Source organism: Burkholderia sp. Bp9142 (assembly GCF_003853415.1).
In the GTDB taxonomy this organism is placed as follows: Bacteria; Pseudomonadota; Gammaproteobacteria; order Burkholderiales; family Burkholderiaceae; genus Burkholderia.
This window is the reverse complement of sequence record NZ_QTPP01000052.1, coordinates 17,611-43,400: the sequence shown is the minus strand read 5'-3', so window position 1 is coordinate 43,400 and position 25,790 is coordinate 17,611. Positions and strand designations below refer to the sequence as shown.

Genomic DNA, 25,790 nt, shown 5'->3' with positions numbered 1-25,790 from the left:
CTATCCAGCGCGTGCCGCCATGTGTCATGGACCGGAATGGCGACGCGCATAAGAGCTTCTTAGTGCAGCGTGTAGAGAGTCTGCGGCCCCTTGGCATAGAGCGTCATGGCGATCTTCAGGATCTCATTGCGATGCCGGTCGAAGGAGGCCAGCACCCCGGCTTCGTCAGAACCGAGAGCGGAATCGAAATTCATCAGTACGCGGTCTTCCACAAAGAAGGTAATCTCGCGTGTGTTGTCGTAACCCCAGAACCACACGCCATGCCTGGTCCCATCATAGCTGCGGCTGGGGTTGGAAAAACTGAGTGCCATGTGTCGTCCTTCGTTCTACGCCTTTGATGGACCGGGTTGCACGCTCACTACCAGCTCGGAGCCGCTAGTGCGTATTGCCTTTCATGCTCTCGGCTTCCATCGCGGCATGCAATTCCTCATACGCCTCGATTGGCTCCATGTCCTGATCGACGAACGCGGCTGCGCGCTCTGCGGCGGTCAACGCGTCGCCCGGGATGTCGCTCTGGCTGTCGTCCTCCGTACTTGGCGGCAGCAGCATGTCCTCAAGCATCCCGCGCAGCTCGGGGGTATTCCATGGCTTGCCCAGCTTGGCCTTCCTGCTCAGGTAGTGACGAATTTCCGAGTCTTGCTCGGCCGTGAGCGGAAGACCGCGAAAAGTGGGGTCTGAGTTGTGATGGATCATGATGCGCCTCCCGAAGCGGTCTGCGCTTTCAATGTGGAGATATCAATTTCCTGCGGTGAGCGTTACAAGTTGCGTGTGACCACCGTGCCGCGTGTCCGCGGCCAACCGATTTACGTCTTCTTCTTGGCGACACCTTCGTTCCCAACCCGCGGATGAACCGTGCTGAACGGGGTTGCCGGCACTGACGGCTTCGTGGGCTGCTTGGGCTTTTTCGCTTCGCGAGTGCTGCGTAGTTGACTCTTGGCCATGGTGTTGCTCCTGGTGCGTTGCGTGCCAAGGCGGCATTCCCAGCATACGCGCTTAGAGCCCTAACAAAATGACTTTCATGACTTTTATGAGATGGCGTCAGCATATGATGCAGCAAGCGATTTTCAGGAAGGCTTCGTGAATGATGGCCAGTCTCTCGAAGCCAACTCGCTGTCGCTTGAAATTGTGCAACCAGGCGATCGTTCGGGTCTTGCCAAGGCCGCTGCGGTGCGGCTGGCCCCGGGCGGGCGACCTCCGTGGCGATGCCGACGGCGTGTAGGGGGGTGTTTGTCGTGGTCGTATCCGCGATCACTCTGCACGATGCTGGGCTTGGATAGGGGACGACCACGTTTGCCACGGATCGGAGGAATCACCCCTCGATCAGCGGCAGCAGTTGGGTGACGTCGCGTTGCGGTTGGCGCCAGTCAGGATCAGTGACAGTAGAATGCCGTGCGCATCCGTCAGGAGGTGGCGCTTTGTACTGGTCGCGCACGATCGGTGGGGGTGGGGTCGTGTTTTGACCCGACCCCACCGCACGAATGGACGTCGCTCCCGGGCCGAGAACGGCCTTCCGAGCAGAGTTTGCGATGGCCTCTTTCCCGGCCCGAACAGCCGTTCCGGCGCATCGCGTTGGACGTCTCAAACGGGTCGAAAGTGCCTATTCGCTGAGCCTGACAGCAGACGTTCGGTGCAGATGATCAGCCGAACGTCCGCAAGGTAGCGTCAAGTCGACCTACCGCGGCCGACACGTGAACGCCTGCAAAGGCCGAGCACTTGCCGCTCAGCGCGTAGGCACGGGGCCACTGATATCCGGTTAAACAGCCGTTGAGGCTGCGCGGGTTCCAATGGCGGTAGTGGTTCGATTGATCGCCATGTCCTCCACGAAACAATCGACAACTTGGAACTATACTGGGCAACCTGGAGGCTTCCATGACCGATCACGACAGACTGCATCCACTACGTCCGCTCCTGAAAAATTGGGTTTGGGAGCATGGTCGAATCGGGACTCGCTATCTGGACTGCGTTGATGGCGAAATCAGGTTTGACGAGGGCAAGAAGTCGCATTTCGCGGCCGAGAAATATATCTATGTGCCCCTTGGCAAGGGCGCTGAAGACGATGCATCTGCGGAGGGTCCTGCGATCCAGGAGGCTGGACTTGCCCGGTTTTTGCGGGCCGCGCAGTTGAGTACGCCGGAGGAAGCCGGTTCTGTAGCGGATGTCCAGCGCGCAGTGCAGGACTGCGTGGAGATTGGCCTGTTCAGCGCATATCAATGGGAGGCTCGAAAGGCGTTTGCCCGATACGCGCAGGAACCCATGTTCGATGACGAGATCCGCGCGGCGGTTGTCGACGACATCCGGCGTATTTACGCCGGCATGCGGGAGCAACTGGCGCTGTACGATTTCAGTGTGCTCCACAGCTTGCCCATGCCGCTGCTTATCGGCGACACGCCCTTCATCGACTGGCGCGTGCGTGCCAGTCCGGCACTTCCGTTTGTATCGCTCCCGCTGGGACCTTACTGCCTGCTGGTAGGCGCGCCGTCAGGCAGGAAAAGCCGAATCGCCCCGGTGGTCTGGAAGGCCGCTGCCGCGATGGGCCCGTTGAAGGACCACAACCGCCAAATCGAGGAGCAGGCACGTCTGTGGCTGGTGGCGACCACGGATGACCAACTCGTCGCTGCGCAAAGCCGCATTGCCGCGGCCATCGGCTCCAGGCAAGGGAATGTGAAGCCCTGACCGAAGTTGACCTTAAGCAGATTGTCGGCGGTGGCTGAGTTATGAGCGGTAGTCCGTTGCCTCGTCGGGCGGTTACTGCCTACAAATATCGACGGATCACCTGGTTTCCCGGTTTTGCCGTACCTTGCAATGCGGTAACGTCGCCATGCGGCCAATTTCTGCCTCTCGCCTGAGCCGTGCAGTGGTCACTTGAACGGCTGGTTCACTTCGAAACCCGCCCAATGCGCGACGCGCTTGTTGGCCAAAGCCGACGTTGCCGAAGACTGGGGTTCGCGTCAGCAATGCGGCAAATCGCCGTCGGTGAGCTTCTCGCATGAGCAGACTCACGCTCGCGACCCATTGCGACCTTCGTCTCGCCGATCTCGTGGTCCGCAAGCAGTCACTCGCTGCAGATTCGGAGGGCCTGCTATCGGTGCAACATTTTTCCCACAGCGACTTGGCGTCGATTGTCTCGCAACAAGTCAAGAGTCTCCAGCCTGATTCGAACCGCACTACGAGATACACCGTACTTTTGCATCAATCGCCCCGTTATAAAATCGTAATTTTGTATGTTGCACGGCTGATCGTCCACGTACAGCGAGCCGAATCCTTTATCCGATAACCCGATTGTCTGAAGGAGGTTGTTAAAATCGGCAATAACTTGGGCGCGCGGCAAGAGTATGCTTGAAGCCATGTAATTAGCTTGAAATTCGAGGCGTGAAATTGCCGCGTCATTCAGACCAGCACGGTGTAGAACGAAGTCGTCGTTATCACAAGATTCGCTTACCAGATATCGACCGTGATCAAGGAAGTAGTGCGCCATCTCGTGGGCCAATGTGAACCGTTCTCGGCCTCGGTTTGGCTCCTGTTGCGCGTAGACATCGATGATGGGTGGATCAAACGTGATGCGTCCTAGTGCATCCTGCCCTGCGCCCGAATTGACCACTGGGTGGTTCAGTCGCAACTGGAGTCCAGTTCGTTCAGCCTCCAGCCTGCAGATTTCTTGAAGCGCGACTTCACCGTCGGCGTAGCCGATTCTCGATAGGACGGATGCACCCATCTCTTCAATTGCTCCTTTTTCCACGAAAGCGACTTCTTCCAAGTCGCGTCGCAGGTTCTTCAATTCTCCTATGGCTACGCCCGGCGCCGATGTAAGGTCAGAAAAAGCATCATCAATAAATTCCCACAGCGAGTTAGTCAGCCGCCTAGGCGATTGAAAATAGAAATCGAACGATGAGCTCTTGAACGTTTCCTCGGAAAGTCCCAGTTCAATATTCTCATTGGAATCAGCGTTTCTTCGAACTGTCGTTGACGGTGAGCGCCTCAATTCCCATTTAAAATTTTCTGGCCCGAAATAGCGTGCAAGGCCAATTCCCTTGGCCTTTGCAAACTCAAGCGCACCCCTTTGAAATGCCGCTGTACTGACCACCACAGCCTTTGTGTTCGCGGCTCCGACTTGTTGAACCTTTGCGAAGAATTCTTCGACATCATCAACCGGTACAGCGTGTGAGTATCGCTTACACTCAATGAGGAGCAGCATTGAATATTCCTGCGCCCCGGGAAAGTACAGTTCGATTGCAATATCAAAGACAATTTCCGAACAGCGATCGCGCGAATGGTAGCCTTTTTTTGAAAAAAGCTTGCAGCATTCTCTTTTAAACGGAAGGCGCTCAGCGTCTATTTCTGTTCGAAACAGCTCAAAAATACGTCTCTCGAATTCGTCGCCAATCCGTGTTGTATTTTGCAGTGTGCTCATCTAACGGAATCCGAAGATAGGTGGGGCCGCCACAGTCTGGTTCGGCGCGGCGATTCGAAGTCTAGATGCAACTTTAGCGATTCTCTCACGCGTCGGCAAATCGTATGTCTTTGGCCATGAACATCGGTGATACACGAGGGAACTCTTCAGTGCGCGTGGATGAGATATCGGACATGCAGATGTCCGTGGCGACGATAACGATATGGACGGCGTCACTTGGTTTCTCGGTGTATCTGTCTAGGCCTTCGCTGAATGCCTTGGCTCAGCCTCTTTGGCCGAGCAGGCATGGTATTTGCCGAAAATCAATGATTGTATTTGGCCCCTTGAATAGCCTTTGCGACCGCCGACTTCTTGTCACAGCTGGCAAATGAAATGGTGGTTGGATGATCGTTTCGATACAGGAAAGCGGTCAGTCGCAGCCTGACCAACGTCGATACCGAATGACGGGTCAGGCCGAGAACTTGCCAGTGGGGAGACCGCGCAAATGGCCGTTCCAGTCGGCAAACGGCCGTGCCGATGAGAATGATTCGGATTTCGTCATCTGCCAAAGCGCCCCTGACCTGCACTCAGGGTGTTCAGAACGTGGTGAATTCTCAACCCGACGGATTGGCGCGGCGGCGACATGCTACGATCAACGCGATCCGACTTTCATCCCGACGCACAATGACGACAATGTATGAATTGCTCGGTGTGTGCGAGAACGCCACCAACGAGGAAATCAAGCGCAGCTACCGAAAGGCAGCGATGAAAGCGCATCCCGACCGCAACGTCGGGTGCGAAGCGGACGCGCATGCGCGATTTCAGGAGATCAAGGAGGCATACGCGATTCTCTCGAACCCGGAGCTGCGCCGCGTCTATGACACCGTTTACGCAGAGGAAATGCTCCGTCACGCACGGCTTCGCGAAGAAGAGGAGCGCTTGAAGGCGGAGCGCGAAGCGGAATATGCGCGGTTCGTGGCATGGGCGATGCGCTTCGCCGAACAAGGGCACAACCGCGACGTCGTGTTCGGTGTTCTGCTCGGCCGTGATTGCGATGTTCAACTCGCCGAGCGCATTGCCGGCAGCGTGGTCGAACTGCATGCGTCGCGCCAGCCGAGCGCATCGCGGGACGGGCAGCGTGATGAGCAGATGCCGCAATGCGAGAAGAGGGCGACACAGGCGCCAAAGAGCGACGCGCGAAGGAGTGACGAACACGTGCATAGTGACTTTTTCAGCGCTCTGTGGCACGGCGTATTCGGGCTGCGCCCGTGAGTCCTGGTGGGTGACCGGTTTTGCGAGCGCGGAACTCAACCGCGATCGGTGCCATCTTCGGGGGAGGTTCTTCGATCGACTGCTTCATGAATTGACGGCTAATTGGGCAGTATTCGGCCAAGAACTGCCGTTCAAACGCCCGCGTCAAACGACCGGATTCGAACGTAGAGCTGCCGTTGAGCTGACTTCGTTTTGGCGGCGGCGATCCCCGAACTGCGCTACAGCGCCTCGATACGCGCGCAGCAGTTTTCGAACTGTCCGTCGATGCGAAATGGACATTCGAAGCTCGATCAGGGTTTTCACTGGGGAAGGAGCTCCGGCGTTTACGGCGGACGTGGATACCCCACAATTGCTTTATGCGGCGATCGTAAGCAACTGATTTTTCAGCGAATAGCTCCGCGCCGGTCAAACTAGGGACTGCGACGGTTGCTAGGTCTTTAGAGATTTTCGAAGTTCGCCATATATGTGAGCGAGCAACTTGGTCACAAGGTCGGCCCACTCTAAGGCGAAAGTCGTACGAGCGCCCGTGTACCGGTAATGCTGCCGCAGGACGAGGGCGCGGAAAGACAGTGTTGCCCAATCTAGTGCCTACAGGTAATAATTACCCAAGGCCGTTCAGAAATCAGACCAACGAGATATACTGGGGATAGGCATGAAATATCGTGAAAGCCAAATAGACAAAGAACTTAGGCAGTGGTTCGGTAGCGACATGTCCAAAGTGCTTTTGCGTAAAATCCGTATAGAAAAAGGAAATCTGCGCGGCATTAGCTCGCTCGACATCGAATTCACTTATCCGATTACCGCCTTTGCGGGAGTGAATGGGGCCGGTAAATCAACCATTCTTGCGTTGACTTGTTGCGCGTATCATGCCAATAAAACGGCGTTCAAATTGCCTAGGCGTAAATATCCATACTACACGTTTTCCGATTTTTTTATCCAACATCGAGAAGAACAAGCCCCTGATGGCATTGAAATATATTATACATTTGCCCTCGACAGCTTTAAAAAATCAGAGCAAAATCCCGACGGAAAGGGGCTTGGCTACCAAATCCGCCGCAAGAATAAAGGTGGCAAATGGAATGACTATGCAAGTCGCATTCGGAAAACCGTTGTTTTTCTCGGTATCGAGCGAATTGTGCCGCATAACGAGCGAAGTCAGTCGCGATCATACTCAAAGTCTTTTGCTGATGTGAAAGCCAAGGGGTGGGAGGAAAAGGTTCGCGACGCCGTAGGTTATATTCTTGGTAAAAAGTATGATGACTTTCGTTATCTGGAGCACTCACGATATAGCCTGCCCCTCGTTAAAGTCGGTGGGCTGACGTATTCTGGCTTCAATATGGGAGCTGGCGAAAACGCCTTATTCGAAATTTTCTCTACAATTTATTCATGTGGAGAGAAAGCACTGTTGGTCATGGACGAGATAGAGTTGGGCCTACATGCAAAGGCGCAGAAGCTGTTCATGCGAAAACTCAAAGAAGTATGCAAAGAAACAGGAACGCAGGTAATTTGCACGACACATTCCCGCGAAATCTTCGAATGCTTGCCCGATGACGCTCGGTTTTTTGTCGAGACAGTTGGAGGCAAGACCAAGCTAACGGCGGGTATTTCACCAGAATTTGCGTTCGCCAAGATGGGCGCACGTGGTGGAATGGAACTTGATATTTTTGTGGAGGACGAGGTCGCGCAATCAATGCTGCAAGCCGCGCTCGCAGCGCACGTTAGGACAAGAGTCACGATCAAAGTCATCGGCTCCGCGACCGCAATCGCTCGCCAACTCGCCGCATTGTACGTTAGAAAAGATGATCACCCGACGCTCGCAATTTTTGACGGCGATCAGCGCGCGAAAGAGAAGGACAATTTTGGTCACGCAAAAAGTATGACGGAAAAGCCAGGAGTCGAATTCAAAACTTGGTACGATGGACGAAAAGGCTATCTGCCAGGGGAAACTTGGCCGGAGGCGTGGATCGTGCAAAAAGCCATCGAAGTAAGCGCGCTTTCCGCGCTAGCTCTTGCGGTGGACCCTGATGCGATTAAGGGAATTCTTGAATATGGGCTGCAAGCGGGAAAACACAATGAATTCTATGAGATTTCGCAACACGTTGGATTGTCGAAGCAACAGTGCCTAGAACGCCTCACCGCGACTATTTGTGCGGCGTTTCCAGCTGATTTTGCACCGCTCATAAAACTGGTCGAGGATCAGCTTTCATGAGCGATTGATGCCCATGAAATATAGAGTGGAAAACATCCTAACTGGATCGCGGGCAAGGAGCGGGAGCAGTTTGATTGATATCCGTCCCTGCGGGATTGAAGGCTGGATGCGCGATAACCTGTCGCGCTTGCGCGCAGCGTCCGTCGCTCCTACCCGGTAACCGAACCGCTTGAGGCACCTAGCCGGCAATGATGCAGTCGTGGACGTTCGCTTACCGCATCTCGTTATACGCAAGTCTCGTCACCGCCGTCGTCGCGCAATAGGCGGATGGTTTCCGCGGCGATATGAACTTTCGTGAGTCCCTTCCAGATGGTCTCTGCGCCGGGTTCGCCATCGCCCTTGCGAGCGAGGAAACCACCGAGGCGTGCGACCAAGCGCAACACGTCGTTGAGCTTGGGTTGCGCTGGCCTACGCGATTTCGTGAGCAAGTGGGCGGCCCGGATTTCATCGGGATCGAAGAACAGATGCGCGTCCAAATCAGGACAGGTCCGGCCCAGCCTCATCAGATAGGTCACACGCCAAGCCACCACAAGAAACAGCGCCAACGCACGCTCGACTCGTTCGATCGTGCCCAACTGCAGCTCTTCGACCTGACAGCCGTTTTTCAGGACGTTGAACAGGATCTCGATTTCCCATCTCGCCCGATACCACTCGATCAATTCGATCGCTTCATCCAGCGTGGCAGCCGCACGGTTAGTCAGCAAGCGCCATTCGATCGGTTTGACGCCAGCAGGCGCGTCAAACTCGCGCGCGACCAGGCACGTTGCTGCGATGCTTTTGCCCTTGCTCGCGGGCAACGCCACGCGCTGCAGCCATAGGCGCTGGCGCACCGTGCGCGCTTTCACGCCTTGGCGCGCGGCCATCGTGAAGGTGATTTCGCCCACCGCTTCGCCGCGCGTGGCGCGCTCCCACAACTTATCGCCTTCAGGCAGACAGCGGTTATGCACGGCACGTACCAGCCAGTCGGCCGGGTTGCCCAGCGCATCGGCGCGCTCCATCAACGCCATCAGATCCGCTTCACGGTCGGCCACATACACCAGGCGGGTCGATGGCATGTCCGGCGCCATCTCGGCGATGCGCTCGTAGCCTTCGATCCAACGCAAACTTTCCTTGGGGCCGTCACGCTGGCCGGATTCGTCCTTCTTCTCGCGGGCCCACATCCACGCGTCCAGAATACCCAACGGCTCGCGCTGCGGCGTCACCGCATAGGTCGGGTGAACAAACATCCCGCGCTGCGCCTCATAGGTCAACGGCCCCAGTCCGATCGCCCCCTGACCGTTGAAATCAAGCTCGGTGGTGTCTTGCAGACAGAGCACGACCTGATGCGCTTGCATCCGCTTTTGCGTCTGCTGCCAATGTGGCTCCAGAATCGCATGCCACTGGACCTTGTCGTTGTCGAAGAAGCGGTACGCAGCTATCGTCTCGCCCCAGCCATGACATGCCTGCGGCACACTGGCCGTCGGATCGGCCGCCATTCTTTCCATCAAAAGCCTCGCTCGCTTGTTCAGGCGCGCGTCGCCAAGGTCCAGTTGCTCGAATTCCGTTTGTGTCCAGCGCGTCGATTCGGTGACCAAGGCATCCGCTCAAAAGCGGAGAGTAGACGCCATCCGCCGACAGTTTACAAGCGCTGCTCTACGTCATTGAAAGTAAGCGTGTTCTTTCGCGGCCGCGATTCGCTGGTCACGATGTGTATAACGGCATGCGCTTACCGTTCGGAAGCGGTCGGCCGTGCTCGTCGGGTGAATGGCCGCCGAGGATCGGCAAGCGACGTCCACGGAAATTCACGAAGAACCAAAAAAATGGCGCCGCAGGCATTCAGCCCGCGGCGCCATCGCGTGTCGCTACGACGGGTGCAACCCGCCACAGCTCGACCGCATGCTTAGATCTGCACGGTGTCGGCGACTTCCTTGAAGTCTTCGATCTGGTCGAAGTTCATGTACTGGTAGATCTTGTCGCCGTTCGCATTGAGCACGCCCATGTCGGCCATGTACTCGTCCTTGGTCGGGATCTTGCCGAGACGCGAGCAGATCGCCGCCAGTTCCGCCGAGCCGAGGTACACGTTCGTGTTCTTGCCCAGGCGGTTCGGGAAGTTGCGGGTCGACGTCGACATCACCGTCGCGCCTTCGCGCACCTGTGCCTGGTTGCCCATGCACAGCGAGCAGCCCGGCATTTCGGTGCGGGCGCCGGCCGTGCCGAACACGCCGTAGTGACCTTCTTCCGTCAACTGCTTCTGGTCCATCTTGGTCGGCGGCGCGACCCACAGCTTGACCGGAATGTCGCGCTTGCCTTCCAGCAGCTTCGACGCGGCACGGAAGTGACCGATGTTGGTCATGCACGAGCCGATGAACACTTCGTCGATCTTCGCACCGGCGACGTCGGACAGCGTCTTCACGTCGTCCGGGTCATTCGGGCACGCAACGATCGGCTCATGGATGTCGGCCAGGTCGATCTCGATGACGGCCGCGTATTCGGCGTCGGCATCCGGCGACAGCAGCTGCGGGTCGGCCAGCCACTGCTCCATCGCCGCGATACGGCGCTGCAGGCTGCGCGGATCCTGGTAGCCCTGCGCGATCATCCACTTCAGCAGCGTGACGTTGCTGTTCAGGTACTCGATGATCGGTTCCTTGTTCAGGTGCACCGTGCAACCGGCGGCCGAACGCTCGGCCGACGCATCCGACAGCTCGAACGCTTGCTCGACCTTCAGGTCGGGCAGGCCTTCGATTTCGAGGATGCGGCCCGAGAAGATGTTCTTCTTGCCTTGCTTGGCGACCGTCAGCATGCCTTGCTTGATCGCGTACAGCGGAATCGCGTTGACCAGGTCACGCAGCGTGACGCCCGGCTGCATCTTGCCCTTGAAGCGAACCAGCACCGATTCCGGCATGTCCAGCGGCATCGTGCCGGTGGCGGCCGCGAATGCGACGAGGCCCGAGCCTGCCGGGAAGCTGATGCCGATCGGGAAGCGCGTGTGCGAGTCGCCGCCGGTGCCGACGGTGTCGGGCAGCAGCATGCGGTTCAGCCACGAGTGGATCACGCCGTCGCCCGGGCGCAGCGCGATGCCGCCACGCGTGCTGATGAAGTTCGGCAGCGTCTGGTGCGTCTTCACGTCGACGGGCTTCGGATAGGCGGCGGTGTGGCAGAACGACTGCATCACGAGGTCGGCCGAGAAGCCGAGGCACGCCAGGTCCTTCAGTTCGTCGCGGGTCATCGGGCCCGTGGTGTCCTGCGAGCCGACCGAGGTCATCTTCGGTTCGCAGTACGTGCCCGGACGCACGCCCTGGCCTTCCGGCAGACCGCATGCGCGGCCGACCATCTTCTGCGCGAGCGAGAAGCCCTTGCCGCTGTCGGCCGGCTGGTGCGGCAGGCGGAACAGCGTCGACGGAGCGAGGCCCAGCGCTTCACGCGCCTTCGCGGTCAGGCCGCGGCCGATGATCAGCGGAATGCGGCCGCCGGCGCGCACTTCGTCGAACAGCACGTCGGACTTGACCTGGAATTCGGCGATCACGTTGCCGTCCTTCAGCGCCTTGCCTTCGTACGGGCGCAGTTCGACCACGTCGCCCATTTCCATCTGCGACACGTCGAGTTCGATCGGCAGCGCGCCGGCATCTTCCATCGTGTTGTAGAAGATCGGGGCGATCTTGCCGCCGAGGCACACGCCGCCGAAGCGCTTGTTCGGGACGAACGGGATGTCTTCGCCGGTGAACCACAGCACCGAGTTGGTGGCCGACTTGCGCGAGGAGCCGGTGCCGACCACGTCGCCCACGTAGGCGACCAGGTGGCCCTTTTCCTTCAGCGATTCGATGAACTTGACCGGGCCGCGCTTGCCGTCTTCTTCCGGCGTGATGCCGGGGCGCGCGTTCTTCAGCATCGCCAGCGCGTGCATCGGGATGTCCGGGCGGGTGGTGGCGTCCGGCGCAGGCGACAGGTCGTCGGTGTTGGTTTCGCCCGTGACCTTGAACACGGTGATGGTCAGGCTTTCCGGCACTTCCGGACGGCTCGTGAACCATTCGGCGTCGGCCCAGCTCTGCAGCACGGCCTTCGCGTGCGCATTGCCCTTGTCGGCGAGTTCCTTCACGTCATGGAACTGGTCGAACATCAGCAGGGTTTTCTTCAGTGCGTCGGCGGCGACGGCCGCGACGGCGTCGTCCGACAGCAGCTCGATCAGCGGCTGGATGTTGTAGCCGCCGAGCATCGTGCCGAGCAGTTCGGTCGCGCGTTCGCGCGAGATCAGCGCGCAGGCCGTCTCGCCCTTCGCGACGGCGGCCAGGAAGCCGGCCTTCACGCGGGCGGCTTCGTCGACACCGGCGGGCACGCGGTGGGTGATCAGGTCGAGCAGCGTCTGCTCTTCGCCTGCGGGCGGGTTCGTCAGCAGTTCCACCAGTTCGGCGGTTTGCTGAGCCGTCAGCGGCAGGGGGGGAATACCGAGCGCGGCGCGGGCGGCCACGTGAGCACGAAAGTTTTCAAGCATGGGGGGACCTGCTGAGATTGCGTTTCAGGGGAAGGGCTTTCCAGGCACGCCGAGGCTGCTGTTCCGGACACTGCTTCACTGCTTGGACGGGATTCTAATCGCAATATGGTCAGGCGTCAAATGTCTTATGTCTTATATAAGAGTTGCTGATGCGGTATCGGATGGCGGGTTGCGCGGGCGGCGCAACCGGCGGGCTGAACGCGGTCGTGTGTGCGGGAGCCTGGGCGCGGCGAGCTGCGCGGGGGACGCCGGCAACTGATGGGGGGGCGGGAAGCTGGTGCGGCAAGCTGCCTCGGCCGGGACCCGCGGCGCCTGTCAACGTAGCCCAGGCCCTGCCGGGTCGGGATTCCGCCATGCGAAAAGGCGGGCGCGGGCCCCCAATGGCCTGCGCCGCCTGTTCGGCGCGATCGCGAGCGGCATTCGGTTCATGCGGGCAGGGGGCGCGAACCTCGTGATCGATGTGCGCGGGCGTTTTCGGTGCTCGAGACGGGGGCGACCCAATGGTCGGAGCCCCCTGAAAGCCCGTCACTCCGGAATGGACGGAGCATCGGTGCCGACTTTCATCTCCACGAGACTGTGACGCAGCGCATCCACGTTTTCCGCGCCGTTCAGTGTGCTGAACCGATGTTGCGCTTCACGCCACAGCGGTGCGGCACGTTCGAAGAGCGTGGTTCCTTCCGGCGTGAGTTCGACGATGCGAATGCGACCGTCTTCCGGGGACGGCCGCATCGTGACGAAGCCGTCCCGTTCCAGAACGCCGACCATCTTTCCCATCGCCGTGCGCTCGATGTCGAGGTGCTCGGCCAGCGCATTGACCGATGCGCTCTCACTCTCGTTCAACGTTGCGAGGATCAGGAACTGCGTGATGCGCAGGCCGGACGGCTGGAGATGCGCATCGTAAAGACGCGAGATCTGACGGGCGGCCTTCCTCACGGTAAAGCAATTGCATTGATCCACACCGATGGGTTGGCTTTTCGCCCGCATTTCCCTTCTCCTTGACGTTGGCCGATTGCCGGCTTCATGCGCATTGTCACGCAAAAGCGCCGCGGTACTTCTCGATGAAGGCCGGCACCGACAGCGCGGGGGTGCCCGTGATCTTCTCGACGACATCGTTGGTGCCCCGGAACACGCCTTCCCGATAGTGCTGGGCGACTTCGACGAGATGCTGCACGAGGAACGGAGGGAACTTGTACAGTTGCTCCATCTTTTGCTTGAACACCTCGATCGAAGTCGGCGCATATTCGATCTTGATGCCGAGCACTTCGCTGATCATCGCGGCGATCTCCGTGTGGTTCAGTTCGACCGGGCCGTGAAGCGTGTAGGTCTGGCCGCCGTGGCCGGCCGGGTTCGCCAGCAGGTGTGCGATGACGCGGCCCTGGTCGTCCGAGCTGATCGGCGCGTGGCGTCCGTCCTCGAACGGAAACTCGATCTTCTGCGTGGCCCGGATTTCCTTGGCGAAGTGCGGATACACGAGCCAGTCCGCGAAGAAGGTGGGGCGCAGGTGCGTCGTCGGGACGCCCGACCAGTCGAACACGCGCTCCGACACCCAGTGATCCTGCGCCGCGTGGCTGGTCGATTCCCGCCGTGCCGAAATCTGCGACATGTTGACGATCGCGCCGACGCCGGCTTCCTTCGCGGCCTGCGCGAAATAGGCCGCGGCGCCGAGAATGCCCGGTGCGATCGGATGCAGGAAGTAGGCGGCGCTGACGCCCTCCATCGCGGCGCGGATCGCATCGATGTCGGTGAAATCGCCGACGGCGATGTCGACGCCGCGTGCGCGCAGCGCGGCCGCGCGGTCGTCGTCCGAGCGCACATATGCGCGGACGCGCTTGCCCATCCGCAGCAGTTCGTCGATGGCTGCACCGCCGGTGCGGCCGGTTGCGCCGCTGACAAGAATCGATGTTTCGTTCATGGCTGAATCCCTCCGTGAAATTAAGAGCATATGCTCCTGTCAGTCAGGATAGGAGCATATGCTCCTATGTGCAAGTTTTTTATTCGGGGCGATACCAGTACGGTGATGGTCGAAACGTGTCGGCGCGTTGCGGGGCCTGGAGCCGTGCGCCGGCTAAAACGCCGCCATGCCCCGGACGACGCCGGGCCGCGCACCGATCCTCGCGTACCACGCGTGGAGGAGGGGCAGCGCGGACCAGTCGAGATCCTGCGTCACCGCGAAGACGCTCGTGTATGCGGCGATGTCCGCGAGCGTGAACGTATCGCCGGCGATATACGGGCTGTCGGTCAGGAATCGCTCGGCCTGAACGAGCGCGTCGAGCGAGCGGCCGGCCAGCAACCGGGCGCCTGGCTCGTCGCCTTGCTGCGCGAGCGCGAACGCGCTGCCGTTGGCCGCGATCACTTCCGTGACGAAATAGAACAGGCGATCGAGGAACACGGCTGACTGCCGGCCTTGATCGGGCGCCAGGCGCTCCCGGGAGCGCCTGGCCGCATGGAACATGATCGCGTTCGATTGGGTGAGGACCAGGTCGGGGCCTGTATTGCCGTCTTCCACCATGACGGGCACGAGGCCGCGCGGGTTGAGTGCCCGGAACGCGGCGGACTTGTGCTCGCCCGCCCTCAGGTCCACCTGGCTCACCGAATACGCAATGCCGGCCTCCGCCAGCGCAATGGCTGCCCTTCGGCAGTTGCCTGTTCGTGCTCCATAAAGACGGGTTGCCATGAGCGGGTCTCCGGTTGATCTTCAGGGCGGGCCGGGGCGCCGTGCGAACCGTGCGGACGTGTCGCCACGGCGGACAGGCGCAGCTCAGTTTCGCACGTCAGTCGCAGTGCGTGAACGATTCAAGTCTCGGCGCGGGGTGCAGGTGGATCGGCGAGCGCCTGCATCGGGATCTTGCGATCGAAATACGGGCTGCCAGGGCCTCGATCGGCGTCGGGACGTTCAGGACGTTGCCGCGGATGTTTCAGCGGGAAAACTGCAGATCACGCTTGCAAGGTACGTCGCAAACGCGCGGCTGCAAGCCGTTTGCCGGTCGCGCGCGCCGTCCGATGCCTGCCCGTCACCCGCCCGTCACCGGCGGAAAGAACGCCACCTCGCTATCCTCCCGCACGACGAACCCGCCCGTCACCATCTCGAGGTTCACGGCCGCCCGCACGGGCCGGTCCATCCGCAGCGCTTCTCCACTGCGCACGTCGCGCGCGGCGAGCGTGCCGCGCAGCGCGTCGACGGTGACCTCATGCGCATCGATCTCGACGACTTCCTCGTCGGTATGCAACTGTTCGCGAATGCTCGCAAAGTATTTGATCGTCAGTTTCATCGTGAGGTCCCGGGCGGAATCGGCGGAATCGGCGGAATCGGCAAGGCATTGGCCGGCACGTTCATCCCCATCGCCGCATCGCCTGATCGTCATGCGCCTTCGGTTCGACCCAGCCGGACGCGCCGTCGTGCCGGATCTCCTTCTTCCAGAACGGCGCATGCGTCTTCAGGAAGTCCATGATGAATTCGCACGCATCGAACGCCGACGCGCGATGCGCGGCGGCCACCACGACGATCACGACCGCGTGGCCGAGCGGAATGCGCCCGACGCGATGCACGATCCTGACCGCTTCGAGCCGCCAGCGCGCGCTGGCTTCCTCGACGATGCTCCATAGCGCCTGCTCGGTCATCGTCGGATAGTGCTCGACTTCGAGCGCGATCACGTCGTCGACGTCGCCTTCGTTGCGCACGACACCGAGAAAATTCACGACCGCGCCGACATTCGGATTGCGAGCGATCGGCGCGATCTCGGCACCGGCGTCGATCGCCGCGTATTGCACACGCACCTCGAAGCCGGCGGCAATCGCCGGCGGCGGTACGCCGTGCGGGGCGGCAGGTTCGGGATGGCTGCCGTCCCGCGGCGGATCGTCGGGTGGCGCGGCACGGGATTCGGTGGAAGTCGTCATGACGGTTCTCCAGTAAGCGGTGCGGGCCGCTTCGCGCGGCAGCCGTCAGCCGCCGACGAGCGACATGCGCACGGTCGGATAGGTCTTGCCCGACGGCCGGGCCGCACGCGTGGCCCGCCGCTCGGAATAGCGGTCGTCGCGCCGCGTCCATCGATCGCGCACGGCGTCGGCGAGGTGGTCGATCGATGCGCGATCGTCGAGCCACGGCCGCAGGTCGGTGCCCTGCGTTGCGAACAGGCACGTATAAAGCTGGCCGTCCGCCGACACGCGGGCGCGCGAGCACGTGCCGCAAAACGGATGCGACACGCTCGCGATGAAGCCGACTTCGCCCGCGCCGTCGATGTGCCGGCAGCGGATTGCAGTGGCATCGTGTCCCGGTTCGCCGACGAGCACGAGCGGATAGCTTGCTTCGATCAACTCGCGCATCCGCTTGGCCGGTACGACCTTGTCGCCGGACCACGCGCTCGCGCCGCCGACGTCCATGTATTCGATGAAGCGTACCGCCACGCCGCTATGCCGGAAGTGGCGCACGAGCGGCAGGATCTGGTCGTCGTTCGCGCCGCGCTCGATCACCGCGTTGACCTTCACGGGCGCGAGCCCGGCCGCGTGCGCGGCCTCGATGCCGGCCAGCACGCGCGCGACGGGCACGTCGGTGTCGGTCATCCGGCGGAACACGGCATCGTCGAGCGCATCGAGGCTCACGGTCACGCGCGACAGGCCCGCCTCGCGCAGCGAGCGTGCCTTTGCGGCGAGCAGTGAACCGTTGGTGGTCAGCGCGATTTCGACGGGCTTGCCATCGACGGTCGTCAGCGTCGCGAGCCGTTCGATCAGCGCTTCGAGGTTGCGGCGCAGCAGCGGCTCGCCGCCGGTGAGTCGGATCTTTTCGACGCCGAGCGCGATGAACGCGCGGGCAATCTTCTCGAGTTGCGCGAACGACAGCCGCTCGGACGACGGCATGAACGCATAGTCGGGCCCGAAGCTGTCGCGCGGCATGCAGTAGCCGCAGCGGAAATTGCACTGGTCGATGACGGACAGCCGCAAATCGCGCAGCGGCCGCGCGAGCGTGTCGAGCGGGCGGGAGAAGGCGCCGGGCGATGCGCCACGGGACGCGGCGGCGGCCGGCGCGGCGGAAACGATGGCATTCACGATCGGTTCGTCGGCCTGCATGAAATGAGCGGAACGGCGTCGCCGATCGGCCGCGTATGCGCCGACGTGTCGGCGCGCAGGTCGTGGCGTGCGTCATCGTGAGGATAGTCCGCCGGATTTTCCCGGCAGAGGCACAATCGCGCCCGAAATGCAGGAATACAGTTCGTCCTCCTGCTTGCACGAAAGGCGGGCGTCGCGCGCATGCTCACGCGAGCCAGTGCGCGAAATCGTAATACGGCACCGCGTCGCCGCGCGCGATGCGTCGACCGGCCGGCAGCCGCGCGAGCCCGCTCGCCTGCATGAGCGATTGCAGCGTGCCGGCGCCTTGCTGCCGCAGCGTATCGAGTACGGGCGCGCCATTGGCGTCGATGGCGCGGCGCACGCGCACGAAGCGTTCGCGCTGCGCATCCGGCTCGAAGTCGATATCGATCGGCAGCGACGGTACGGCCGGCAGGCAGTCGTCGCGCCCCTGCAGGTGGCGGATCAGCGGCGCGACGAACAGCGCGAACGCGATCATCGCGGCGCCCGGATTGCCCGGCAGCAGCACGACGGGCCGTTCGTCGAGCCGCGCGAGCGCGACGGGCTTGCCGGGTTTCATCCGCACGCCCGACACCACGAACGATGCGCCGAGCGCGCTCAGCGCGGGGCGCAGCAGGTCCTTGTCGCCGACCGATGCGCCGCCGACACAGACGACCAGATCGCAGCGCGCGGCCATCGTGCGCAGCGCCTGATCGACGGCGGTCGCGGTGTCGGCCGCATGCGCGCTCGCAGCGACGACGGCACCGGTTCCCGACACCAGCGCGGCGAGCATCGGCGCGTTGCTGTTGTAGATCTGCTGCGGCGCACGCGGCTGGCCGCACGGGACGAGCTCGTCGCCGGTCGTGAGGATGCCGACCCGCAGCGGCGGCCGCACGTCGATGTGTGCGCAACCCTGCGCGGCGGCGACGCCGACGTGCATCGCACCGAGCCGCGCGCCGGCAGGCATCAGCCGGTCGCCCGCGCGCACTTCCTCGCCGCGGCGGCGGATATGCGATCCGGCGCGCTGCGGTGCGTCGAATGCGACCCAGCCGTCCTGCTCGCGCGCGTGCTCCTGCATCACGACGGTTTCGGCACCGGGTGGAATCAGGCTGCCGGTGAAGATCCGCGCGGCCGTGCGCGGTGCGAGCGGCGACGGCGCGTCGCCCGCGTAGCAGCGCTGCGCGACGCGCAGCGGCTCGCCGTGTGCGAGGTCCGCGTAACGGACCGCGTAGCCGTCCATCGCGCTCTGGTCGGCGGGCGGCTGGTCGAGCACGGCGGCGAGCGGCGTGGCGAGCACGCGGCCGGCCGCTTGCGCGACCGGAATCAAGGCGGTCGCATGCGGCGGTGCGAACGCGCCGGCGAATTGCCGTTGGGCGGCGTCGAAATCGGTCAGGGGTGTCATCAGGCGGTAAGCGCGCGCGGTTGCGCACGCGCCGGTTCGGGTAACGGGAGCGCGTCGGGCGACACGTATTCGACGAAGCCGTCGTCGCGGCAGAAGCCGAGCAGCCGCACACCGGCTTCACGGGCGACGTCGATCGCGAGCGACGTCGGCGCGGAGATCGTCGCGATCATCGGGATGCCGACGCGGGCGGCCTTGCGCACGAGCTCGTAGCTCGCGCGGCTCGACAGGAACACGAAGCCCGCGCGCAGGTCGGTGCGACGCCGCGCGAGCCGGCCGATCAGCTTGTCGAGCGCGTTGTGGCGGCCGACGTCTTCGAAGGCGTCCAGCACGGTGCCGTCGCGGTCGCACCACGCAGCCGCATGGATACCGCCGGTCGCACGCATCAGCGGCTGCCGCTGCGGCAACGCGCGGGCGGCGCGCGCGACGGCGTCGGCGTCGATGCCGGCCGCCGCGCCCGCGGCCGCGATGCGCGGCGGATGCAGGTCGAGCTGCGCGATGCTTTCGATCCCGCAGACGCCGCAGCCGGTGCGGCCGGCCAGCGCGCGCCGGTGCGCCTTCAGCGCCATGAACGCCTGTTGCGACACCGTGAGCCGCACCTCGGCGCTGCCGGGCCGGCATTCGGTTTCGATATCGAAGACGTCGGACGCGCGCTCGACGATCCCCTCGCTCAGCGCGAAGCCGAGGCCGAATGCGTCGAGGTCGATCGGCGTCGCCATCATCACCGTGTGCGCGATGCCGTTGAACACGAGTGCAACCGGCGTTTCGTCGACCACACGATCGACGGTGTCCCGCGCGTCGCCGGCACGATGACGCATCACACGACACGCGTGGCTGCCGGCCGGATCGTCGGGGCGGTCGCTGGGGTCCATGCGGGTTTCTCCAGGGAGATCGGCCGGCGCGGGCGCCGGGCGACGGAAACGGATTCTGCGAGGGGCGGTGCGCGGCGTCGCGCCGGCTCGCCACGGGCAGGCTTCGAGCCGATGGTACGGGCATTCGGCCGTGCCGCGGATGCACAGCGTTGCAGTGCGCGGAGCAGTACAGCTGACGGCCTCGCGGCCCCGAAACGGGTTTTCCGTGCACACATCTTCGGGCCCGGGGAAAGCACAGTTTCAGCGCACGTTCGCGCGATTGCGAGTATCGTCCGAAACGCGATATCGTCATTCACGCTTCGTTGCCGTGCACTGCGATCCTTCCATGTTTGCACGTGCCGCCGCGAAGCCGTCGCGCGATTTCCTGCTTCGAGCTGACGTCCTCACAACCACGAGCAAATTACGGTCATGGAAATCTTCGATGCGTTCCATCTCGCCCGATTGCAATTCGCGTTCACGGTGTCGTTCCACATCGTGTTTCCGGCGATCAGCATCGGCATGGCGAGCTTCCTGGCGGTGCTGGAATGGCGGTATCTCGTCACCGGCGACGCGGCCTACAAATCCATGTTCCAGTTCTGGTCGAAGATCTTCGCGATCGGCTTCGGGATGGGCGTCGTCTCCGGCGTCGTGATGGCCTACGAGTTCGGCACGAACTGGGCGGGCTTCTCGCGCGTCGCGGGCAACATCACCGGCCCGCTGCTCACTTACGAAGTCCTGACGGCCTTCTTCCTCGAAGCCGGCTTTCTCGGCGTGATGCTGTTCGGCTGGCAGCGCGTCAGCCCGCGTGCGCACTTCTTCGCGACACTGATGGTCGCCGTCGGCACGCTGATCTCGACGTTCTGGATCCTCGCGTCGAACAGCTTCATGCAGACGCCGCAGGGCTACCGGATCGAGAACGGCCTCGTCGTGCCGGTCGACTGGTTCAAGGTCATCTTCAATCCGTCGTTCCCGTATCGTCTCGTGCACATGACGATCGCGGCGTTCATCGTCGCGGGCTTCATCGTCGCCGCGTGCGGCGCATGGCACCTGCTGAAGGGGCGCCGCGACGAGCCGGTGAAGCGCAGCTTCTCGATGGCGCTGTGGATGCTGCTGCTGCTCGCGCCGATCCAGATCGTCGTCGGCGATGCGCACGGGCTGAACACGCGCGAATACCAGCCGGCGAAGATCGCGGCGATCGAGGGGCTGTGGGAAACGGAGAAGGGCGGCACCGCGCTGAACCTCGTCGGGCTGCCCGACATGCAGGCCGAGACGACGCGCTATGCGATCCAGGTGCCGCACCTCGGCAGCCTGATCCTCACGCACAGCTGGGACGGCGAGATTCGCGGGCTGAAGGAATTCCCGCCGCAGGACCGTCCGTATTCGCCGATCGTGTTCTGGACCTTCCGGATCATGGCCGGCCTCGGGATGCTGATGCTGCTCACCGCGGTGCTCGGCTTGCTGCTGCGCAAGGGCGGGCGCCTGTATGAGACGCGCTGGTTCCAGTGGTTCGTCGTGTGCATGGGGCCGTCGGGCATCGTCGCGCTGCTGGCCGGCTGGATCACGACCGAGGTCGGGCGGCAGCCCTGGACCGTGTACGGCGTGCTGCGCACGGTCGATTCGGTCGCGCCGCTCAGCGCGCAGCAGGTCGGCGTGTCGCTGCTGATCTTCGTGGTCGTGTATTTCCTGGTGTTCGGAACAGGGATCTATTACATGATGCAGCTGATGAAGCGCGGGCCGGCGGCACAGGCCGGGTATATCGAGCTGCACCGGCATCCGGGGCTGCGCAAGAGCGCGCTGTCCACGCCGCTGAACGTCACCGAAGCGGAGTAAGCCATGCAAATCGATCTTCCTGTCGTATGGGCCGCGATCATCGGCCTCGGCGTGTTCATCTACGTGATGCTGGATGGCTTCGACCTCGGCATCGGCCTGCTGTTTCCATTCTTCGACGCGAAGGCCGAGCGGCAGGTGATGCTCGACACCGTCGCGCCGGTGTGGGACGGCAACGAGACCTTTCTCGTGCTCGGCGGCGCGGGCCTGTACGGCGCCTTCCCGGTCGTCTACTCGACGCTGCTGCCGGCCAACTACCTGCCGTTGATCCTGATGGTGGTCGGGCTGATCTTCCGCGGCGCGGCGTTCGAGTTGCGCGCCAAGGCGAACCGCACGCAACACCTGTGGGATCTCGCATTCATCGGCGGCTCCGCGCTTGCCGCGTTCTGCCAGGGGATCGTGCTCGGTTCGCTGCTGCAGGGCATCCGGATCGTGAACAACCAGTTCGCGGGCGGGCCGTTCGACTGGCTGTCGCCGTTCAGCCTGTTCTGCGGGATCGGCGTGCTCGTCACCTATGCGACGCTCGGCTGCGGCTGGCTGATCCTGAAGGTCGACGGCGAACTGCAGCGCAAGATGCGCGTGCTGATGAAGCCGCTCGCGGGCGTGCTGCTCGCCGTGATGGGCGTGGTCAGCCTGTGGACCGTGGTCGGGCTGCCGGCGGTTGCGCATCGGTGGTTCGGCAGCGGCAACCTCGGCTGGTTCCTGCCGGTGCCGATCCTCGTCGTCGCGTGCGTGTGGGGCATCTTCCACACGGTGAAGCGCCGGCACGAGGCGACGCCGTTCCTGCTGACGCTCGCGCTCGTGTTCCTCGGCTACACGGGGCTCGTGATCAGCATCTGGCCGAACATCGTGCCGCCGTCGCTGACGATCTGGGACGCGTCGTCGAGCCATTCGAGCCAGCTGTTCGCGCTCGTCGGCACCGTGATCGTGCTGCCGATCATCCTCGTGTACAACGCGATGCAGTACCGCGTGTTCCGCGGCAAGGTGCGCGAGGGCGACATCGGCTATCACTGACCGGCGGGCCCGGTGACGGGGCGCGGCGTGTGCGGGCGTATCATCACGTGCAGCGCGGCGCGTCGTCCGGCCCGGTATCGAACCGACAGCGGCCCGCCACGCGCGGGCCGTTGCACATCGGGCGCGGGCGGCCGGCATTGCGTATTTCCCTGGCAGGCGAAACAACACCATGATCGTCAGACCACGACAAAACTGGCTCAGGATGCTGTTCGTATGGAACGGCTCCGTGCTGCAGTCGATCATTCCGCAACTCGTGTTCATGGCGATCGTCAGCACGCTGGCGGTCTTCACGAACGGGCGCATCTTCGGCGAGAAGATTCCGCTGAACACCGCGCCGTTCACGCTGTTCGGGCTCGCGCTTGCGATCTTTCTCGCGTTTCGCAACAACGCGAGCTTCGAGCGCTTCAAGGAGGCACGGCTTCTGTGGGGCAACCTGCTGATCGCGGCGCGCACCGTCACGTCGCAACTGCGGCGCTACCTGCCCGACGGCGTCGGCGACGCGGAGCGCAATCGGCTCGCCGACCTGCTGATCGCGTTTACGTATGCGCTGAAGCATCAGCTGCGTCACACCGACCCGGCGCAAGACCTGCAACGCATCCTTGGCGCGGAGCGTGCCGCCGCGTTCGCGCACAAGTGCTACCGGCCCGTCGCGATTCTCGATGACCTGCGCGGCGGGATCGTCCGCGCGCTGGGCCGCGCGCCCGGCAGCGAAGCGACGTGCTGGATGTTCGATGCGCAACTGGTCGAGCTGGGCCGGGCGGTGGGCGGCTGCGAGCGGATCCTGACGACGCCGATTCCGTTCTCGTACAGCGTGCTGCTGCATCGCACCGTCTATGCTTATTGCGTGCTGCTGCCGTTCGGCCTCGTCGATTCGACGGAATTCTTCACGCCGCTGATTTGCGTATTCATCTCGTACACGCTGATCGCGCTCGAGGCGATCGCGAACGAGGTCGCCGAGCCGTTCGGCCTCGCGCCGAACGCGCTGGCGCTCGATGCGATGGCGCGCACGATCGAACGGTCGGTGCTGGAGCTGGGCGATCGCGCGATGCCGGAGGAATTCGTGCCGGCGTCGACGTACCAGATCACGTAAGCGGCACGCACGATCAGGAGAACATCACATGCGTATCTACGTGACGAGTATTTTTGTCGACGATCAGGACAAGGCGCTCGCGTTTTATACCGACGTCCTTGGTTTCCGGCTGAAGAACAACGTGCCGGTGGGCGAGTACCGCTGGCTGACGGTCGTGTCGAAGGACCAGCTCGACGGCACCGAACTGATGCTCGAACCGAGCCAGCATCGCGCGGTCGGGCCTTACCGTCAGGCGCTTTACGAGGACGGTATTCCGGCGGCGTCGTTCCAGGTCGACGATCTCGACGCGGAGTTCGCGCGGCTCGACGCGCTCGGCGTGCGCTTCACGCTGGCGCCGATGGACGCGGGGCCGGTGCGGGTCGCGGTGCTCGACGACACGTGCGGCAACCTCGTGCAGCTGATGCAGATGAAGTGACGCGCCGCGCGCGCGGTTGCGGCGTCGGCGGCGTGGACCAGCGGCGCGAAAGGATTGCGATCGCTCGTGCGTCACGTTTGTGTAGACTCGTGCTCGTTCAATGGAGCCGACATCATGCAACTTCTCGACCACGTGTCCATCGCCGTTCCGGATCTCGACCGGGCCCGCCCGTTCTACGATGGCGTCATGGCCGCACTGGGCGCAGCCAAGGTCTACGACCGGCCCACCGCGCTCGGCTATGGCGAACGCTGCAATGCGAACGACATCGCATCGACCTGTCTGGCGGTTTATCTGGATTCCGCCGAAGTCGGGGCGAGCAAGCGGCACTGGTGCTTCAAGGCCGCTTCCCGCGCGCAGGTGCATGCGTTTTTCGAGGCCGGCCTGTCCGCGGGCGGCCAGTCTGACGGCGACCCCGGATTGAGGCCGCACTATCACGGCGACTACTACGCGGCCTTTCTGATCGACCCTGCCGGCAACCGGATCGAGGCTGTGTGCCACGCGGCTCCGCTGGAGCACGCGCGGTCATGACGGCGCTCGCCGACGATTGACCACCCGCCGAATGGCGTTGTGCCGTTGGGCATCGGACACGCGCGGCTCCGGTATTGCGCCGCGCATCGTCGCCGGGGCGCGTGTGCTGCGCGCACCGCTCAATCGAAATACGTGAGCCCCATCGCGCCTTTCACCTCCGCCAGCGTCGCACCGGCTACCTCGCGCGCATGCAGCGTGCCGCGCTTCAGGATCGCCATCACCTCCGCCTTGTCCGCCTCGAATTCGCGGCGGCGCGCACGGATCGGCTCGATCAGCGCCTGCAGCCGCTCGTTCAGCACGCGCTTCACGACGCTGTCGCCGAGGCCGCCGCGGCGATAGTGCGCCTTCAGTTCGTCGACCTTCCGCACGTCGGGCTCGAACGCGTCGAGGAACGTGAACACGACGTTGCCCTCGACCTGGCCGGGGTCGCTCACGCGCAGGTGGTTCGGGTCCGTGTACATGTCCTTCACGGCTTGAGCGATCTCGTCGGGCGTCGAGCCGAGCGTGATCGCGTTGCCGAGCGATTTGCTCATCTTCGCCTTGCCGTCGATGCCCGGCAGCCGCGTGACCGCCGACAGCACGGCCTCGCATTCCACCAGCACCGGCTTGTCGACCGTCGCGTTGAAGCGGCGCACGAGTTCGTTGGTCTGCTCGATCATCGGCAACTGGTCGTCGCCGACGGGCACGTGGGTCGCCTTGAACGCGGTGATGTCGGCCGCCTGGCTGACGGGGTAGGTGAGGAAGCCGGCCGGGATGTCGCGCTCGAAGCCGCGCAGGCGGATCTCTTCCTTGATGGTCGGGTTGCGCTCGAGGCGCGCGACCGTGACGAGGTTGAGCAGGTATTGCGACAGCTCGGCGAGCTCGGGCACCTGCGACTGGACGACGATCGTCGAGATCGCCGGGTCGATGCCGACGGCCAGGTAGTCGAGCGCGACCTCGATCACGTTCTCGGTGACGCGCTGGCGGCGGCCCATGTTGTCGGTCAGCGCCTGCGTGTCGGCGAGCAGCAGGAATTGCGTCGCCTCGTGCTGCATCTGCACGCGTGCGCGCAGCGAGCCGATGTAGTGGCCGAGATGCAGCGGGCCGGTCGTGCGGTCGCCGGTGAGGATGGTCGGTCGAGTCGGGTGCGTCATGGTTTGGGTTGGCTCCGGGTTATCGAAGCCACCAGCCATGACGTGGGCGCAGAAACGACAATGCCGCCATGGCTGGCGGCATCACGTTCGGGACATGCAAAAGGAAACGGGCCGCCTGGGTCAGGCGCGCCACCAGCGATGC

General features: G+C 63.0%; 22 protein-coding genes and 1 pseudogene. 8 read left to right on the top strand and 15 right to left on the bottom strand.

What is annotated here, in order from left to right; genetic code table 11:
• Nucleotides 1-59: 59 nt before the first annotated feature.
• The 3 genes and pseudogenes from DIE22_RS34560 to DIE22_RS34550 all read right to left on the bottom strand — a co-directional run.
• Nucleotides 60-311: a DUF1488 domain-containing protein gene (locus tag DIE22_RS34560; RefSeq protein ID WP_124607196.1), complete on the bottom strand. Its 252-nt coding sequence runs from the start codon at nucleotides 309-311 to the stop codon at nucleotides 60-62.
• A 64-nt stretch (nucleotides 312-375) separates the two neighbouring features.
• A complete protein-coding gene (locus tag DIE22_RS34555) occupies nucleotides 376-693 on the bottom strand; it encodes a hypothetical protein (RefSeq protein ID WP_124607195.1) in 318 nt (105 codons plus the stop codon).
• A 345-nt stretch (nucleotides 694-1,038) separates the two neighbouring features.
• Nucleotides 1,039-1,489 (bottom strand): annotated as a pseudogene (locus DIE22_RS34550) (transposase); the annotation flags it as partial.
• 380 nt (nucleotides 1,490-1,869) lie between these two features.
• On the opposite strand from DIE22_RS34550, the gene DIE22_RS34545 reads away from it, so the two are divergent.
• Nucleotides 1,870-2,673, top strand: coding sequence for a hypothetical protein (locus DIE22_RS34545; protein WP_124501623.1), 804 nt, complete (start codon nucleotides 1,870-1,872; stop codon nucleotides 2,671-2,673).
• Nucleotides 2,674-3,079: 406 nt separating this feature from the next.
• Here the strand turns inward: DIE22_RS34545 and DIE22_RS34540 are convergent, their stop codons facing one another.
• On the bottom strand, nucleotides 3,080-4,408 hold the full coding sequence (locus DIE22_RS34540; protein ID WP_124607194.1) for an ImmA/IrrE family metallo-endopeptidase: 1,329 nt from the start codon (nucleotides 4,406-4,408) through the stop codon (nucleotides 3,080-3,082).
• Nucleotides 4,409-5,071: 663 nt separating this feature from the next.
• Here DIE22_RS34540 and DIE22_RS34535 point away from each other — a divergent pair.
• Both DIE22_RS34535 and DIE22_RS34530 read left to right on the top strand, forming a co-directional pair.
• Entirely contained in the window at nucleotides 5,072-5,659 is a 588-nt protein-coding gene (locus DIE22_RS34535) for a J domain-containing protein (protein WP_185640759.1), read from the top strand.
• Nucleotides 5,660-6,311: 652 nt separating this feature from the next.
• On the top strand, nucleotides 6,312-7,868 hold the full coding sequence (locus DIE22_RS34530) for an ATP-dependent endonuclease (RefSeq protein WP_260426841.1): 1,557 nt from the start codon (nucleotides 6,312-6,314) through the stop codon (nucleotides 7,866-7,868).
• A gap of 224 nt (nucleotides 7,869-8,092) precedes the next feature.
• On the opposite strand, the gene DIE22_RS34525 is transcribed toward DIE22_RS34530, so the two are convergent.
• The 10 genes from DIE22_RS34525 to fdhD all read right to left on the bottom strand — a co-directional run bounded on the left by DIE22_RS34525 (nucleotide 8,093) and on the right by fdhD (nucleotide 19,662).
• Nucleotides 8,093-9,442: an IS4 family transposase gene (locus DIE22_RS34525; RefSeq protein ID WP_124607192.1), complete on the bottom strand. Its 1,350-nt coding sequence runs from the start codon at nucleotides 9,440-9,442 to the stop codon at nucleotides 8,093-8,095.
• A 305-nt stretch (nucleotides 9,443-9,747) separates the two neighbouring features.
• A complete protein-coding gene (gene acnB / locus DIE22_RS34520) occupies nucleotides 9,748-12,333 on the bottom strand; it encodes a bifunctional aconitate hydratase 2/2-methylisocitrate dehydratase (RefSeq protein ID WP_124501627.1) in 2,586 nt (861 codons plus the stop codon).
• Between the two features lie 525 nt (nucleotides 12,334-12,858).
• Nucleotides 12,859-13,317, bottom strand: coding sequence for a MarR family winged helix-turn-helix transcriptional regulator (locus tag DIE22_RS34515; protein ID WP_124607191.1), 459 nt, complete (start codon nucleotides 13,315-13,317; stop codon nucleotides 12,859-12,861).
• Nucleotides 13,318-13,363: 46 nt separating this feature from the next.
• Nucleotides 13,364-14,245, bottom strand: a complete 882-nt coding sequence (locus DIE22_RS34510) for an NmrA family NAD(P)-binding protein (RefSeq protein ID WP_124501629.1) — start codon at nucleotides 14,243-14,245, stop codon at nucleotides 13,364-13,366.
• Between the two features lie 153 nt (nucleotides 14,246-14,398).
• A complete protein-coding gene (locus DIE22_RS34505; RefSeq protein WP_124607190.1) occupies nucleotides 14,399-15,007 on the bottom strand; it encodes a glutathione S-transferase family protein in 609 nt (202 codons plus the stop codon).
• A gap of 337 nt (nucleotides 15,008-15,344) precedes the next feature.
• Entirely contained in the window at nucleotides 15,345-15,602 is a 258-nt protein-coding gene (moaD, locus tag DIE22_RS34500; RefSeq protein WP_124501631.1) for a molybdopterin converting factor subunit 1, read from the bottom strand.
• 61 nt (nucleotides 15,603-15,663) lie between these two features.
• Complete coding sequence (locus DIE22_RS34495; protein ID WP_124607189.1) at nucleotides 15,664-16,227, bottom strand: molybdenum cofactor biosynthesis protein MoaE; 564 nt, start codon at nucleotides 16,225-16,227, stop codon at nucleotides 15,664-15,666.
• Nucleotides 16,228-16,272: 45 nt separating this feature from the next.
• Complete coding sequence (gene moaA / locus DIE22_RS34490; RefSeq protein WP_124607188.1) at nucleotides 16,273-17,394, bottom strand: GTP 3',8-cyclase MoaA; 1,122 nt, start codon at nucleotides 17,392-17,394, stop codon at nucleotides 16,273-16,275.
• Nucleotides 17,395-17,578: 184 nt separating this feature from the next.
• Nucleotides 17,579-18,793 carry a gephyrin-like molybdotransferase Glp gene (gene glp / locus DIE22_RS34480; protein ID WP_124607187.1) on the bottom strand — a complete coding sequence of 405 codons (1,215 nt, stop codon included), beginning with the start codon at nucleotides 18,791-18,793 and terminating at the stop codon, nucleotides 17,579-17,581.
• Nucleotides 18,793-19,662, bottom strand: a complete 870-nt coding sequence (fdhD, locus tag DIE22_RS34475) for a formate dehydrogenase accessory sulfurtransferase FdhD (RefSeq protein WP_124607186.1) — start codon at nucleotides 19,660-19,662, stop codon at nucleotides 18,793-18,795. The genes glp and fdhD overlap by 1 nt, the downstream gene beginning before the upstream one ends.
• 408 nt (nucleotides 19,663-20,070) lie before the next feature.
• Here fdhD and DIE22_RS34465 point away from each other — a divergent pair, with 408 nt between their 5' ends.
• The 5 genes from DIE22_RS34465 (at nucleotide 20,071) to DIE22_RS34445 (ending at nucleotide 24,515) form a co-directional block, all read left to right on the top strand.
• Nucleotides 20,071-21,471 (top strand): cytochrome ubiquinol oxidase subunit I, encoded by a 1,401-nt coding sequence (locus tag DIE22_RS34465; protein ID WP_124501636.1) that lies wholly within the window; start codon nucleotides 20,071-20,073, stop codon nucleotides 21,469-21,471.
• A gap of 3 nt (nucleotides 21,472-21,474) precedes the next feature.
• Entirely contained in the window at nucleotides 21,475-22,482 is a 1,008-nt protein-coding gene (gene cydB / locus DIE22_RS34460; protein ID WP_124501637.1) for a cytochrome d ubiquinol oxidase subunit II, read from the top strand.
• A gap of 169 nt (nucleotides 22,483-22,651) precedes the next feature.
• The gene (locus DIE22_RS34455) at nucleotides 22,652-23,572 is read left to right on the top strand and encodes a bestrophin family protein (protein ID WP_124501638.1); all 921 of its coding nucleotides are present in this window, start codon (nucleotides 22,652-22,654) and stop codon (nucleotides 23,570-23,572) included.
• 28 nt (nucleotides 23,573-23,600) lie between these two features.
• The gene (locus DIE22_RS34450; protein ID WP_124501639.1) at nucleotides 23,601-23,987 is read left to right on the top strand and encodes a VOC family protein; all 387 of its coding nucleotides are present in this window, start codon (nucleotides 23,601-23,603) and stop codon (nucleotides 23,985-23,987) included.
• A 114-nt stretch (nucleotides 23,988-24,101) separates the two neighbouring features.
• Nucleotides 24,102-24,515 carry a VOC family protein gene (locus DIE22_RS34445; protein WP_124607185.1) on the top strand — a complete coding sequence of 138 codons (414 nt, stop codon included), beginning with the start codon at nucleotides 24,102-24,104 and terminating at the stop codon, nucleotides 24,513-24,515.
• 119 nt (nucleotides 24,516-24,634) lie between these two features.
• Here DIE22_RS34445 and trpS read toward each other — a convergent pair whose 3' ends face one another.
• On the bottom strand, nucleotides 24,635-25,648 hold the full coding sequence (gene trpS, locus DIE22_RS34440) for a tryptophan--tRNA ligase (RefSeq protein WP_124501641.1): 1,014 nt from the start codon (nucleotides 25,646-25,648) through the stop codon (nucleotides 24,635-24,637).
• Nucleotides 25,649-25,790: the final 142 nt, after the last annotated feature.